This window comes from Guyparkeria hydrothermalis (genome assembly GCF_023555375.1).
GTDB classification, from domain to species: domain Bacteria; phylum Pseudomonadota; class Gammaproteobacteria; order Halothiobacillales; family Halothiobacillaceae; genus Guyparkeria; species Guyparkeria hydrothermalis.
Genome location: NZ_JAJSEE010000002.1, coordinates 22,703 through 35,131, shown reverse-complemented (window position 1 = coordinate 35,131; position 12,429 = coordinate 22,703). Strand labels below are relative to the sequence as shown.

The 12,429-nt window shown below is 66.6% G+C and carries 14 protein-coding genes; 7 read left to right on the top strand and 7 right to left on the bottom strand.

Translation table 11 applies throughout. The features are described from left to right. Nucleotides 1-3: 3 nt before the first annotated feature. The 3 genes from LV475_RS02750 to LV475_RS02740 all read right to left on the bottom strand — a co-directional run bounded on the left by LV475_RS02750 (nucleotide 4) and on the right by LV475_RS02740 (nucleotide 1,199). Complete coding sequence (locus LV475_RS02750; RefSeq protein ID WP_136867406.1) at nucleotides 4-432, bottom strand: rhodanese-like domain-containing protein; 429 nt, start codon at nucleotides 430-432, stop codon at nucleotides 4-6. Nucleotides 433-576: 144 nt separating this feature from the next. After that, a complete protein-coding gene (locus LV475_RS02745; protein WP_136867405.1) occupies nucleotides 577-789 on the bottom strand; it encodes a YgaP family membrane protein in 213 nt (70 codons plus the stop codon). A gap of 80 nt (nucleotides 790-869) precedes the next feature. Further along, nucleotides 870-1,199 carry an ArsR/SmtB family transcription factor gene (locus LV475_RS02740; protein ID WP_058574906.1) on the bottom strand — a complete coding sequence of 110 codons (330 nt, stop codon included), beginning with the start codon at nucleotides 1,197-1,199 and terminating at the stop codon, nucleotides 870-872. A gap of 462 nt (nucleotides 1,200-1,661) precedes the next feature. Between LV475_RS02740 and LV475_RS02735 the strand changes: the two genes are divergently transcribed. From LV475_RS02735 to LV475_RS02720, 4 genes are all read left to right on the top strand, one after another. Further along, on the top strand, nucleotides 1,662-2,837 hold the full coding sequence (locus LV475_RS02735; RefSeq protein ID WP_250105723.1) for a murein hydrolase activator EnvC family protein: 1,176 nt from the start codon (nucleotides 1,662-1,664) through the stop codon (nucleotides 2,835-2,837). Nucleotides 2,838-3,165: 328 nt separating this feature from the next. Beyond that, the gene (locus LV475_RS02730; RefSeq protein WP_136867403.1) at nucleotides 3,166-4,497 is read left to right on the top strand and encodes a S41 family peptidase; all 1,332 of its coding nucleotides are present in this window, start codon (nucleotides 3,166-3,168) and stop codon (nucleotides 4,495-4,497) included. A gap of 29 nt (nucleotides 4,498-4,526) precedes the next feature. Next, nucleotides 4,527-5,081: a DJ-1 family glyoxalase III gene (locus LV475_RS02725; RefSeq protein WP_136867402.1), complete on the top strand. Its 555-nt coding sequence runs from the start codon at nucleotides 4,527-4,529 to the stop codon at nucleotides 5,079-5,081. Between the two features lie 73 nt (nucleotides 5,082-5,154). After that, entirely contained in the window at nucleotides 5,155-5,781 is a 627-nt protein-coding gene (locus LV475_RS02720; RefSeq protein WP_136867401.1) for a YigZ family protein, read from the top strand. Between the two features lie 108 nt (nucleotides 5,782-5,889). Here the strand turns inward: LV475_RS02720 and LV475_RS02715 are convergent, their stop codons facing one another. The 3 genes from LV475_RS02715 to LV475_RS02705 all read right to left on the bottom strand — a co-directional run bounded on the left by LV475_RS02715 (nucleotide 5,890) and on the right by LV475_RS02705 (nucleotide 8,269). Continuing rightward, nucleotides 5,890-7,134, bottom strand: a complete 1,245-nt coding sequence (locus LV475_RS02715) for an ammonium transporter (RefSeq protein WP_136867400.1) — start codon at nucleotides 7,132-7,134, stop codon at nucleotides 5,890-5,892. A gap of 15 nt (nucleotides 7,135-7,149) precedes the next feature. Then, nucleotides 7,150-7,488 carry a P-II family nitrogen regulator gene (locus LV475_RS02710; RefSeq protein ID WP_136867399.1) on the bottom strand — a complete coding sequence of 113 codons (339 nt, stop codon included), beginning with the start codon at nucleotides 7,486-7,488 and terminating at the stop codon, nucleotides 7,150-7,152. Nucleotides 7,489-7,552: 64 nt separating this feature from the next. Next, nucleotides 7,553-8,269 (bottom strand): TorF family putative porin, encoded by a 717-nt coding sequence (locus tag LV475_RS02705; RefSeq protein WP_136867398.1) that lies wholly within the window; start codon nucleotides 8,267-8,269, stop codon nucleotides 7,553-7,555. A gap of 341 nt (nucleotides 8,270-8,610) precedes the next feature. Here LV475_RS02705 and ubiK point away from each other — a divergent pair, with 341 nt between their 5' ends. From ubiK to LV475_RS02690, 3 genes are all read left to right on the top strand, one after another. Then, nucleotides 8,611-8,892, top strand: a complete 282-nt coding sequence (gene ubiK, locus LV475_RS02700; protein ID WP_136867397.1) for a ubiquinone biosynthesis accessory factor UbiK — start codon at nucleotides 8,611-8,613, stop codon at nucleotides 8,890-8,892. Nucleotides 8,893-9,052: 160 nt separating this feature from the next. Continuing rightward, nucleotides 9,053-10,555: a YifB family Mg chelatase-like AAA ATPase gene (locus LV475_RS02695; RefSeq protein WP_136867396.1), complete on the top strand. Its 1,503-nt coding sequence runs from the start codon at nucleotides 9,053-9,055 to the stop codon at nucleotides 10,553-10,555. A 312-nt stretch (nucleotides 10,556-10,867) separates the two neighbouring features. Continuing rightward, a complete protein-coding gene (locus LV475_RS02690) occupies nucleotides 10,868-11,296 on the top strand; it encodes a hypothetical protein (RefSeq protein ID WP_136867395.1) in 429 nt (142 codons plus the stop codon). Nucleotides 11,297-11,430: 134 nt separating this feature from the next. Here LV475_RS02690 and cmoB read toward each other — a convergent pair whose 3' ends face one another. After that, complete coding sequence (gene cmoB, locus LV475_RS02685) at nucleotides 11,431-12,429, bottom strand: tRNA 5-methoxyuridine(34)/uridine 5-oxyacetic acid(34) synthase CmoB (RefSeq protein WP_211238821.1); 999 nt, start codon at nucleotides 12,427-12,429, stop codon at nucleotides 11,431-11,433.

Sequence of the window (12,429 nt, the reverse complement as noted above, 5' to 3'; positions counted from 1 at the left end):
GCCTTACTTGCCCTTGGAAACGGGGTAGTTCTGGCCTTCCCAGGCCAGGATGCCGCCGCCGAGATGGCTGACGTTCTCGAACCCGCCCTTGACCAGGATGTTGGCCGCGGTGGCCGAGCGATTGCCCGAGCGGCAGTACAGCACCACCTCGTCGGGGTTCTCGCCCTTGATCTCGCCGAGCTTCTTTTCCAGCTTGCCCAGCGGGATGTGGCGCGCGCCCTTGATGTGCCCGGCCTTCCACTCGTTGTCCTCGCGCACGTCGATCAGCGCCACGCCGTCGCGGCCGGCCTTGCGGGCGACCTCGGCCGGATCGAGCGTCTTGAACTTCTGCAGGCGGCGGGAGAGCTCGTTGCTAACCAGCAGCACGATGAGGACGGCGGCTACGGTCGAGAGCACCCAGTGGCGGGCCAGGAAATCGATAAAGGATTCCATTGCGTCTTCTCTGAAAATCGGGGGAGATAAGGTGGGCCATACAATGGCCGCGGCGCACAAAAAATTCAAGGCACCGGCGGCATGATGCCGATCCGGTGCCTTGTCGGGTCAACGAGCCGGCCGTTTCGCGACCGGCGGCTGGACTCAGGAGGCGCGCCGCACGCCCAGCTTGGCCAGAATCGAATCCAGCGGGCAAAAGCGGGTGATGCCGCTCTGGAACAGATTCAGGCCGATGAACGCGGTCAGCCACAGCCAGGACAACCGGCCGAGATCCGCCTGGCCGGTGACGTGCGCCAGGGCGAGGGTGGCCAGGATCATCAACCCGGCGATGATGCGAACGTAGCGATCGGTCGTCATGTGCATGCCTCCGCAAAAACTCGTTAGGAGGGCGCGCCAGCAAGGAAAGGCACACCCGAATAGAATTATTTTATTCTATCCTAATTAAGCGGGCAAAAAACTTCCTGCATCATGCCGATCAGGCGCAACGTTCGCGCGTCGGAGACCCGGTAGAACACCCGGTTGGCGTCCTTGCGCGAGGCGAGGATGCCCTTGTCGCGCAGGATGGCCAGGTGCTGAGAGATGTTGCTCTGGGTCGTGCCGACGGCCTCGACGATCTGCTGCACGCTGAGCTCGTTGTCGCCCAAGACGCACAGGATCTTGAGCCGCAGCGGGTGCGACATCGCCTTCAACGACCGCGAGGCACGCTCGATGTCCTCTGAGCGGCCCATCAGCCGGGTGGCGGGATATTCCTCGGTTTCCAAATTCATGGTTCGACCCAAGTGCTGGTTGCGGGTGACGGACGGCGACAGCCTCCACGGGACCCGGGACAAGCTCCGGATGCGCGGCGGCCGGGGCCATCGCCCCGCCGCTCACCCCAGATGGCCCGGTTGGCCCGCTCGGCGGCCTCCCCCCAGGGATCTACCGACACGATCGCCCGCGCGTTGTTTAGGCAGGCATTGCCGATTCGTGCAGAGATTCCCCACCTCCGTATACTACCGCTTTTCCACCGAATTGTTGCAGCCGCCGCTCGACCCCGTGGCGGGCCGGTGACCCCAGCCGACCGCCGACCCGGCAACCGTCACCCGGCGCTGCCACATCCTATCGTTCGTCCACGGTCAGGGGCCGCCTTGCCACAGTCACCGCCACAATCACCCATCGCCAGCCCGCCGGCCCGACACCGCCACCGCGCGGCCCGGCGGCCAATCCCGCTCGTCCTGGCCCTGGCCCTGATGGCGGGGGCCGCCACGCCGACGTTCGCCGAGCCGGCCATCGAGCAGCGCATCGAGGCCCAGCGCGAGGAGATCGAGTCCACCGAGCAGGAACGGGCCGCGGCGCGCGAGGCATTGGCCAAGCTGCAAAAGCGCATGGCCTTCCTGGAAGAGAAGTCGGCCGAACTCGACGCCGAGCGCCGCGAACTCGAGGCGCGGCAACGGACCCTCGACCGCCACGAGGCCGAACTGCGCGACGGGCTGGCCCAGCGACGGGCCGAACTCGAGCGTCGCCTGCAGGCCGCCTACCCGCTGACGCGCGGCAGCGTGCTGCAGGCACTGCTCGGCGATGGCGATGCCCTGCAAACCGATCGCGACCTGCACTACCTGCGCGCCCTGATTCGCCCGGTCCAGGAGGCCCGCCGGGCCCTGGAAAGGCAACGCGTCGAGCTGGCCGAGAACCGTACGGCGATCGCCGAGACCGACCGCGAGCTGCGCGACGCGGGCACGCGGCTCGATCGCCATTACGAAGAGGTGGGCAAGAACCTCACCGAACAGCAACGACTGCTCGCCTCGCTGGGCGAGACACTGGACAAGCAGCAGCGGGACCTGAAAGGCCTGCTGGACCGCAAGCGCCGACTCGATCGCGAGGTGGCCGCGGCACGCAAGGCCGCCGAGGAAGCGGCCAAGCGCGCGGACCAGGAACGCCGCGAGGCCGAGCAGCGGGCCGAACGCGAGCGGACCGAGCGGCTGGCCAGACAGGAAAGCGAACCGCCCGGCACGACGCCCCCCGCCCAGGTCCGGGATGACGGCAGCATCCCGATCACCGGGCGCATCGAGCGACGCTTTGGCGAAACCCTGCCGCAAGGCCGCCTGCGCAACGATGGCGTGATCTTCCACGCCGACGGTGCCAGCGCCGTGCGGGCGGTCGACGGCGGGCGGGTGGCCTTCGCCGGCACGCTCAAGGGATGGGGGCAACTGGTGATGCTGCGCCACGATGGCGACTTTCTCTCCCTTTACGCCCATTGCCGCTCGCTGGACGTCGCCAAGGGCGACCGGGTCGAGCGGGGCGATCGCCTCTGCACATCGGGCGTGATCGACGCCGGCCAGGAGGGGTTGTACGTGGAGGTGCGGCGGGGCAATCGGCCGGTCGATCCGGGCCGCTGGCCGGCCTGGCGCCAGGCCGTGGGCGGCTGACCGGACGGCGATGGCACCGGGTCGCCGCGTGTACTATTCAAGGTACGTTCCGATCCACCGATCGGGCTCGCCGCCGGGGGCGCGACCGTGGCATAGTTGGCGGTGCCCATGCCGACCAGGCCCGGGCCTGGTCGGGGGCGACCGGGGGGCGACGAAACGAGCGCCAGGGGCGGACGACCGCGGCCGGGCGATCGCGTTGGACGGGGCATCTTGATTGCCGCCGTCTCGCCCCCACCGTCACGTAACCACACGGCCTGCCGCCTGGGCAGACGCCTGACCGGCCCGACCGGCCGCACGACGCCGACGATACATGTCTAGAGAGAACACCATGACCACTTGGATCCGCAAAACCTCGAGCCTGGGCATCGCCGCCTTCTTCGGTTTTGCCATTGCCATCGCCATCAACGCGATGGCCGAACGCCCGGCCGACGTCAACGGCGACATCCCGCTCGAGCAGCTGCGGACCTACTCCGACGTGCTCGACCGGGTGCGCTCGGACTACGTCGACGACATCAGCGAGGGCGAGCTGATCGAGAATTCCATCCGCGGGATGATCTCGGAGCTCGATCCGCACTCGGGCTACCTCGATGACGAGGAATTCAAGAGCCTGCGCGAGTCCACCAGCGGCGAATTCGGCGGCCTGGGCATCCAGGTCGGCATGAAGGACGGCGTGCTGACGGTCATCGCGCCGATCGACGACACGCCGGCCAAGCGCGCCGGGCTCGAGGCGGGCGACAAGATCATCCGCATCGACGGCGAGCTCACCCAGGACATGGACCTGGAAGAGGCCGTCAAGCGCATGCGCGGCAAGCCGGACACCGACATCGACCTGACCATCGCCCGCGAAGGCGAGAAGAAACCGCTCGAGTTCACCATCACCCGCGCGATCATCAAGACCGAGTCGGTCAAGCACGAGCTGCTCGAGCCGGGCATGGGCTACATCCGCGTCTCGCAGTTCCAGTCGCGCACCGTCGAGCAGATGCACAAGGCCCTCGATGCGCTGGTCGAGAAGAACGAGGACGAGGCGCTCAAGGGGCTGGTGCTCGACCTGCGCAACAACCCGGGCGGCGTGCTCGACGGCTCGGTCGAGATGGTCGACGCCTTCCTAGAGGAAGGCCAGATCGTCTACACCAAGGGCCGGGTTGCCGACGCCAAGATGAGCTTCGAGGCCAGCAACGGCGATCGCCTCGACGGCGCGCCCATCGTGGTGCTGGTCAACGGCGGGTCGGCCTCGGCGTCCGAGATCGTTGCCGGCGCCCTGCAGGACAGCGGCCGGGCACTGGTCATCGGCGAGAAGACCTTCGGCAAGGGCTCGGTCCAGTCGATCATGCCGCTGTCAAACGGCGGCGCCCTGCGCCTGACCACCGCGCGCTACTACACCCCGAGCGGCCGCTCCATCCAGGCCGAGGGCATCACGCCCGACGTCACCGTCCACCAGCTCAAGGTCAGCGACATCGAGGACGTGTTCTCGATCTCCGAGGCCAGCCTGGCCGGCCACCTGACCAACGGCGACTCGGACATGATGGATGCCATCAAGCAGGCGGAGGGCGACGAGGACGACGAGGAGCGCGAACCGCTCGTCATCCGTGACTACCAGCTCTACGAGGCACTCAACATGCTCAAGGGCATGGTGATCGTCAGCAAGAACACCCACCGCTGATCCGGCGGCACACGAGGAGGAAACACGACATGGCAAGCAAGGCTCTGGTCATCCTGGCACCCGGGTTCGAGGACCTGGAGGCCATCACCACCATCGACATCCTGCGTCGTGGCGGGATCCAGGTGGAGATCACCGCCCTGCACGAGGATGAGGTGACCGGTTCGCGCGGCACCACGGTGGTCGCGGATACCAACCTCACGCTGCTCGACGACAGCCGGGTCTTCGATGCCATCGTCCTGCCTGGCGGCCAGCCGGGGGCGAACAACCTCGCCGCCGACAAGCGGGTGCTCAAGCGCCTGCAGGACCAGTCGGTTGCCGGACGCTGGATCGGCGCGATCTGTGCCGCGCCGAAGGTGCTGGCCGCCGCAAACCTGCTCAAGGGCCGGCGCATCACGCATTTCCCCGGCGCGCTCGATGCCAACGAGGCGCAGGGGGCCGAGGTGACCGACGAGGCCGTGGTGGTCGACGGCAACCTGGTCACCGGCCGGGGCCCGGGGGTGGCGATGGACTTTGCGCTCGCGCTGGTCGAACAGCTGGCCGGGCGCGAGACCCGCGACGCGGTGGAAGCCAAGCTCGCCCGTTGAGTCGCCTGATCGACAAGCGCTCCAATTACATACCGCGCCTGCCCACCCGGCAGGCGTTTTCCGTTATGACGTCATGAGCCAGCAACCCTCGTCAACCGGCTACGTCACCCCGGCCACGACGATCGAGCGCGAGCTCGAGGTCAAGAAAAGCCGCTTTATCGCCCGTGCCGGGCCGGTCGCGGACCGCCGGGCCGCCCTGGCCTTCGTCGACTCGATGAAGACTGACTACCCGGACGCCCGCCATCATTGCTGGGCCTACCTGGTCGGCAATCCCGACACCGCCGCCAGCGCGGCGATGAGCGATGACGGCGAGCCGAGCGGCACGGCCGGCAAGCCGATCCTCAACGTGATCCAGCACAAGGGCATCGGCGACGTGATCGTGGTGGTGACGCGCTACTTCGGCGGCGTGAAGCTGGGCGCGGGCGGCCTGGTGCGCGCCTATGCCGGGGCGACACAACAGGCGCTCGCCGACCTCCCCCTGGACGCGCATCGCCCGCAGCAGGGGTTCGACCTGGCGTTCGACTTCGCCGACGAGCAACCGTTGCGGCACTGGGCGGAGCAGCACGGCGCCCAACTGCAATCGATCGACTACGGCAACCGGGTCACCGCACGCCTCGACGTACCCGTGGAACAGGTCGAGGCCTTCCAGGCCTTTCTCGGTTCCCAGGGCATCGAACGGATCAAGCCGCCCGACGATTGAGCGACGCCGGCCTCCATGCCGGCCGACGCACGCAAAAAGGCCCGGGCAGTTGCCCGGGCCTCGTTTTTCCTGACACGTCCCTGTGTCGTCGAACGACTCGATGCGTCCTTACTTGTTGGTGAACTCGGGGTAGGCCTCCATGCCGCACTCGACCGAGTCAACGCCTTCCTGCTCGTCTTCCTCGCTGATGCGCAGGCCCATGACGGCCTTGAGGATCAGCCAGATCACCAGGCTGGCGACGAAGACGAAGCCACCGATCAGGGCCAGACCCGCGAGCTGCCCGCCGAGGGTCGCCTCGTCGTTCGACAGCAGGACCGCCAGCACACCCCAGATACCGGCCACGCCGTGGACCGACAGGGCACCGACCGGGTCGTCGATCTTGATCTTCTCGAAACCGAGGATCGAGAACACCACGATCACGCCGCCGATCGCACCGATCAGGGTCGCCAGCAGGGCCGACGGGGAAGCCGGGTCGGCGGTGATGGCGACGAGACCGGCCAGCGCGCCGTTGAGCACCATGGTCAGGTCGACCTTGCCGAAGGCCAGGCGCGAGGTGATCATCGCCGCGATCACGCCACCGGCGGCCGCCAGATTGGTGTTGGTGAACACCTGGGCGACGGCGTTGGCCGAACCGACGTCGGACACCTTGAGCTCCGAGCCGCCGTTGAAGCCGAACCAGCCCAGCCACAGGATGAACGTACCTAGGGTCGCCAGCGGCAGGTTCGCACCCGGCAGGGCGTTGACCTGGCCGTTCGGACCGAACTTGCCCTTACGCGGACCAAGCAGCAGCACACCCGCCAGCGCGGCGACCGCACCGGTGAAGTGGACGATGCCCGAGCCGGCGTAGTCGGAGTAGCCGAGATCGCTCAGGATGCCGCCACCCCAGCTCCAGTAGCCCTGGATCGGGTAGATCAGGCCGGTGAGGACCACGGTGAAGGCGAGGAAGGCCCACAGCTTCATGCGCTCGGCGACCACGCCGGACACAATCGACATGGCGGTGGCCACGAACACGACCTGGAAGAAGAAGTCGGCCATGTTGGAGTAGTAGATGTCGCCACCACTCGCCACGACGTCCGCCGCCGAGTTGTCGCCGCCGATGAAGAACGACAGGCCCGGGATCAGGCTGGAGATGCCGTCGCTGTACATGATGTTGTAGCCCACCACCATGTACATCACGCAGGCGATCGAGAACAGCGCGATGTTCTTGGTCAGGATCTCGACGGTGCTCTTGGAGCGCACCAGGCCCGCCTCGAGCATGGTGAAGCCCGCCGCCATCCACATGACGAAGGCACCGGCGATCAGGAAGTAGAACGTATCGAGGGCATAGCCCAGTTCGATGACTTGAGTTTCCACGGTGAAATCCTCCGCTTAAAGGGCGTCCGTACCGGTCTCGCCGGTCCGGATGCGAATGGCTTCCTCGATCGGCGAGACGAAGATCTTGCCGTCGCCGATCTTGCCGGTACTCGCCGCGTTGGTGATCACCTCGATCACCTGGTCGGCGAGCGCGTCGTCCACGACCATCTCCAGCTTGACCTTGGGCAGGAAGTCGACCACGTATTCCGCGCCGCGATACAGCTCGGTGTGGCCTTTCTGGCGACCGAAGCCCTTGACCTCGGTCATGGTGATGCCCTTCACGCCGACGCCGCCGAGCGCCTCGCGCACGTCGTCAAGCTTGAAGGGCTTGATGATTGCCGTAATCAGTTTCATGTCTCTCTCCTCGGATGCGGGCCGGCACCGGGCCGACCCATGAGTCCGTTTGGGGCGGGGGCGATCAGAACGACTTCGACCAGCTGATCCAGAGCTTCAGGTCGTCCGAGTTGTCGTCGCCGAAGCCGTGGTTCTCGTCGATGTCGGCCAGTTCGAGATTCAGGCCAAAGGAGCCGAATTCACCGGCATCCTTGGACAGGCCGGCGCTCCAGTGGCCGTAATCGAGCTCGTTGGTCGAGCTGTCGGCATCGAAGGTGTAGTAGCCGTAGTACAGGCTGCCGCTGTAGCCGGACTCGCCGAACGGCACGTCGACACCGGCGTAGTAGTACAGGTCGCCCGTGTCGAAGGCGCTTTCGCCCGTGGCCTGGGAGTTCACCGTGTAGGCCAGGCCCGCGGTGAGATAGCTGTAGGACAGCGAGCCGTAGATCTCGCCGAAGTCGAGATCGTCACCGTCCGGGTAGGCGTAGTAGATGTAGCCCACGTCGTAGCCGAGATCGCCGATGCTGCCGCCGTAACCGGCGTAGAGGTCGAGCTCGTAGCTGGTGCCGTCGCCGAAATCGACGGTGGACGCCCAGGTGCCGGCGTAGAAACCGGAGTCGTGCGCGTAGTCGAGACCACCCTGGACGGCTGCGCCGTCGTCGGTCTGGGTCACGCCACGGAAGAAGTAGTTGGAGACCACGCCGACATTGGCGGACACCTCGGCCGCAGCCACGGAGGGCAGGGTGAGGGCCGACAGGCTGACGGCGGAGGCAATGCTGGTAGCGATAAGGGTCTTTTTCATGTCTGTGCTCCATCAGGTGAACGTTCGGGTTCACCCAGGCCATTGCACCGCCCGTGCCAGTTGCGGTTTTCCTTTACTTATAGACACTTATCGACGACCTCACCGAAACCCTCTTCGGCACCGACCGCCCCGCCTCCCCAATTTGGGGACGGCAATTTTCTCGCCTGCCTCTTTATGGTGCGCACGGCACGCCCGTGATCGACCGGTGTATCGCCCGCGATACACCGATGCTTCGGGGTGCGGATCGGTGTGATCTCCCCGGCTCAGGTTGTCTTGCATCTGCCCGGGGTATCCCCAACAATCCCGAGGTCAGGTCTGCACGAACCACCCGAGGTACCGAGATGTCCATCACCCACACGATCGAAGAGATCTCCCAGCGCATCGAGCAGGCAATGCCCGACAGCCTGCGCGAGGGCAAGCAGGAGTTCGAGAAGGCCGTCCGCCAGGCCGTCAGCAACGGGTTTTCCCGCATGGATCTGGTCACGCGCGAGGAATTCGACGTCCAGACCCAGGTGCTCGCCCGCACCCGTGCCAAGCTCGAGGCGCTCGAGCAGCGCGTCGCCGAGATGGAAAAGCACCACGGCGGCCAGCCCGAGAATGAAGAAGGCGACATGGCCAACTGAACCCAGGACCCGCGAAGCGGTTTCCGGACCGGTTCGCCAGAACGACCACGGCCGACGGGCATGGATGCCCGGCCGCCAGCTGCCTCAGCTCACCCCTCCTCGGCGCCGAGTTTCCCGCAATAGGCGCCGACCGATAACCCGACAAACGAGGCATACGGACATGCCCATCGCCAAGATCCACAGCCGGGCGCTGCTCGGCATTCATGCCCCGCAAGTCACCGTGGAGGCCCACGTCGCCCCGGGACTACCGGCATTCACCCTGGTCGGGCTTCCCGAGACCGCCGTGCGCGAGTCGCGGGACCGCGTACGCGCGGCGATCCTGTCCTCGGGCTTTGAGTTCCCGCCACGACGGCTGACCGTCAATCTGGCCCCGGCCGACCTGCCCAAGGAAAGCGCGCGCTTCGATCTCGCCATCGCCCTGGCCATCCTGGCCGCCACCGGCCAGCTGCCGGCACCCGCACGCGAACGCCTGTCACAGATCGAATGCCTGGGCGAGCTGTCCCTGGACGGCGGCCTGCGCTCGGTGCGCGGCAATCTGTCGGCGGCTCGAGCGGCGCGCGATGCCGGGCGGGAGTTGCTCCTGCCGGTCGACGGGCAGGCCGAGGCGGAACTGATCCCGGGGGTGGCCGGGCGAGGACTGCATCACCTGCGCGACCTGGTCGCCTACCTCGCCGGCGAGGCCGATCCCGTGCGACTGGAACACCGCCCACCCCCGCCGGTCGACCCGGCCATCAACGGGGATCTGGCCGACGTCCGCGGTCAGCCGCGCGCCAAGCGCGCGCTCGCCATCGCGGCGGCGGGCAAACACAACCTCTTGCTGATCGGTCCACCGGGTGCCGGCAAGAGCATGCTGGCCCAGCGGCTGGCCGGCATCCTGCCCCCGATGACCGAGGAGGAGGCGCTGGCCGCCGCCGAGGTCGCCACGGTCACGCCCGGTGGGTTCGACCCGACTCGCTTCGGCGAACGCCCGTTTCGCGCCCCGCACCATTCGGCCTCGGCCGTCGCGCTGATCGGTGGCGGCTCTCACCCGGCGCCGGGGGAGATTTCGCTCGCCCACCACGGCACGCTCTTTCTCGACGAGCTGCCGGAATTCGATCGCCGCGTGCTCGAGGCCCTGCGCGAGCCGCTCGAGGCGGGTTCGGTGATGATCTCCCGGGCCGCACGCCACGCCCGCTTCCCGGCCGACTTTCAGCTGGTCGCGGCGATGAACCCCTCACCGCAGGGCACGGAGATCCACTCGCGCGCGGCCCAGCGCTACCGCGCCAAGGTTTCCGGGCCCTTGCTCGACCGGATCGACATTCACCTCGAGGTACCGCGCGTGCCGGCCACCGATCTGGATCAGGCCCAGCCGGACGGTGAGGACAGCCAAGCCGTCCGCGAGCGGGTCATTGCCGCGCGAGAGCGCATGCGGGCTCGACAAGGAGTGGTCAACGCGCGGCTGGACGCCGCCGGGGTGGCCGAACACATCGTGCTGGCCAACGCCGAGCGCGACATGCTCAACCGGGCGATCGAGCAGTTGAATCTTTCGGGGCGGGCACGCGAACGGATCCTCAAGCTCGCCCGCAGCATCGCCGACTACGAGGATCGCGAGGCGATCGATTCGGCCGCCCTGGCCGAGGCGATCGGCTACCGGAACCTCGATCGGCTTTTCGCTGGGAGCTGACGGTCAATGGCTCAGTACGCGTGGCGGGCTATGATGATTACCGGCCCTAGACAGATACTCGTACAGGGCGGGATTGATGGCGTGCAGGTGTCCAGGTCAATTTCTCCGCTACGCTCTCGATCGACCCACAGCCCATCGAGCCATTCAATCCGTATTATTCGATGCGCCATGCCCCAACCACTACGACGCCAGGACCCTCCGATCGACTGGAGTACAGAAGCCGTTGCCAACCACCCTGTGCTTAGCTCCGGTGTGGGCGCCTGTATCACCTCATTTGCAAGCTTGGAAGCAACTCTAGGGGTCATGCTTGCCATGATTCGCTGGGAAGAGGCCCCGACCGCAGTGGAAAGATGGCGAAAGATGACCTCGACAAAGAGAAAGGTTGAGGTGATTTTGACTGAAACCGCTTTGACCAATGAAGGCTTTGCGCAGTGGCTTTCGATAGAGCTTGATAAGTACGAGCAACTCGCCACGCGTCGAGCCAAGCTGGCGCATGGATTCTTCGGAATCATCACCGACAGGCATAACGAATTCGCGTGGAGGACAGGCGGTTCGGCTGCACAACGGATGGCTAAAGGTTTGAGCATGCCAACCTTTAAACCAGAACCAATACCAAAGACATGGAAGTACACGCCGCAGGACTTCCGGGACTTGGCGCAAGAATGTGCGGATGCAGCCGAACTTATCGGCGAGCTCATCAAAATGTTGCCCATGTACCACGCCTTTTCTAAGCCGCTCTGAACGGCATTTCATCCTCCCTAACTCGAGCCCGACCAGCTTCCCGCTATATCGAGGGGAGTATTGGCCGCAGCTACCGTTTACCCCAACCTTGGCCGGCTGTTCGCCGGCAACTAGTAGAGGGAGCGTGCCGGGCCTCAGCCCGGGCAGCGGGCCGTGATGATCGCGCGCCGGGGCGCAGGCAGCCCTTCGCGGGTACGGACAGGATCGTCGGGATCGAGGAAGTCGACCAGCGACTGCCGGTCGCCGAACCACTCGGTGCGGTGCTGCTCCTCGGTCGTGGTCACCGACACGTCGACCAGCTCGGGATCGACGAAACCCATGCGCTTGAGCCAGCCGATGACGGCGGCCGGGCTGGGCAGGAACCAGACGTTGCGCATGCCGGCGTAGCGATCGGCCGGCGTGAGAATGGTGGTGGCATCGCCCTCGACCACCAGGGTCTCGAGCACCAGCTCGCCGCCCGGACGCAGGCAGGCCTTGAGTTCGCCGAGGTGCGTGAACGGGTCGCGGCGGTGGTAGAGCACGCCCATCGAGAAGACGGTGTCGAAGCGCGGGCGCTGCGGAAAACCCTCCAGCGTGGTGGGCACGATGCCGGCACGCGTCTCGCCGAGCAGGTGGGCGACGGCATGAAACTGCGCCACGAACACCCAGGTGGGATCGACGCCGAGCGCGAAATCCGCCCCGGCACCGAGCATGCGCCAGAGGTGATAGCCGTTGCCGCTGCCGATATCGAGCACCCGCCGCCCGGCGAGCGGCTGGATATGGTCGACCAGTCGGTCCCACTTGAGGTCCGAGCGCCACTCGGTGTCGATCGTTACGCCGAAGAGCTCGTACGGGCCCTTGCGCCACGGGATCAGGTCGCGGAGGGCGTCCTCGAGCCCGGGCAGGGGCGCCTCGGCCCGGGCAGTGATGGCAGGGCAATCAAGGTGGTTGACGGCATCGACCGGTCGTTCAGGCAGCCGGCCGATCGCGGCGAGCCAGCGTGGCCAGTCGCCGTGGTTGACCGCCGCCCAGTCGAACGTACGCCATCCCTCCATCGGCATGCGCCGGGGGAGATGACCGAGCGCGGCACGCGTCTGCCGAGCGATGCGTTCGATGCCGAGCGCGATCGCCCCCTCGGTGGCGGCATCCCTCAT

Coding starts and splice junctions, on each gene's coding strand:
- LV475_RS02750 (WP_136867406.1), bottom strand. CDS start 432: ATGGAATCCTTTATCGATTTCCTGGCCCGCCACTGGGTGCTCTCGACC.
- LV475_RS02740 (WP_058574906.1), bottom strand. CDS start 1,199: ATGAATTTGGAAACCGAGGAATATCCCGCCACCCGGCTGATGGGCCGC.
- LV475_RS02710 (WP_136867399.1), bottom strand. CDS start 7,488: ATGAAACTGATTACGGCAATCATCAAGCCCTTCAAGCTTGACGACGTG.
- LV475_RS02705 (WP_136867398.1), bottom strand. CDS start 8,269: ATGAAAAAGACCCTTATCGCTACCAGCATTGCCTCCGCCGTCAGCCTG.
- LV475_RS02730 (WP_136867403.1), top strand. CDS start 3,166: ATGACCACTTGGATCCGCAAAACCTCGAGCCTGGGCATCGCCGCCTTC.
- cmoB (WP_211238821.1), bottom strand. CDS start 12,429: ATGAGGGATGCCGCCACCGAGGGGGCGATCGCGCTCGGCATCGAACGC.
- LV475_RS02720 (WP_136867401.1), top strand. CDS start 5,155: ATGAGCCAGCAACCCTCGTCAACCGGCTACGTCACCCCGGCCACGACG.
- LV475_RS02735 (WP_250105723.1), top strand. CDS start 1,662: ATGGCGGGGGCCGCCACGCCGACGTTCGCCGAGCCGGCCATCGAGCAG.
- LV475_RS02745 (WP_136867405.1), bottom strand. CDS start 789: ATGACGACCGATCGCTACGTTCGCATCATCGCCGGGTTGATGATCCTG.
- LV475_RS02695 (WP_136867396.1), top strand. CDS start 9,053: ATGCCCATCGCCAAGATCCACAGCCGGGCGCTGCTCGGCATTCATGCC.
- LV475_RS02725 (WP_136867402.1), top strand. CDS start 4,527: ATGGCAAGCAAGGCTCTGGTCATCCTGGCACCCGGGTTCGAGGACCTG.
- ubiK (WP_136867397.1), top strand. CDS start 8,611: ATGTCCATCACCCACACGATCGAAGAGATCTCCCAGCGCATCGAGCAG.
- LV475_RS02690 (WP_136867395.1), top strand. CDS start 10,868: ATGATTCGCTGGGAAGAGGCCCCGACCGCAGTGGAAAGATGGCGAAAG.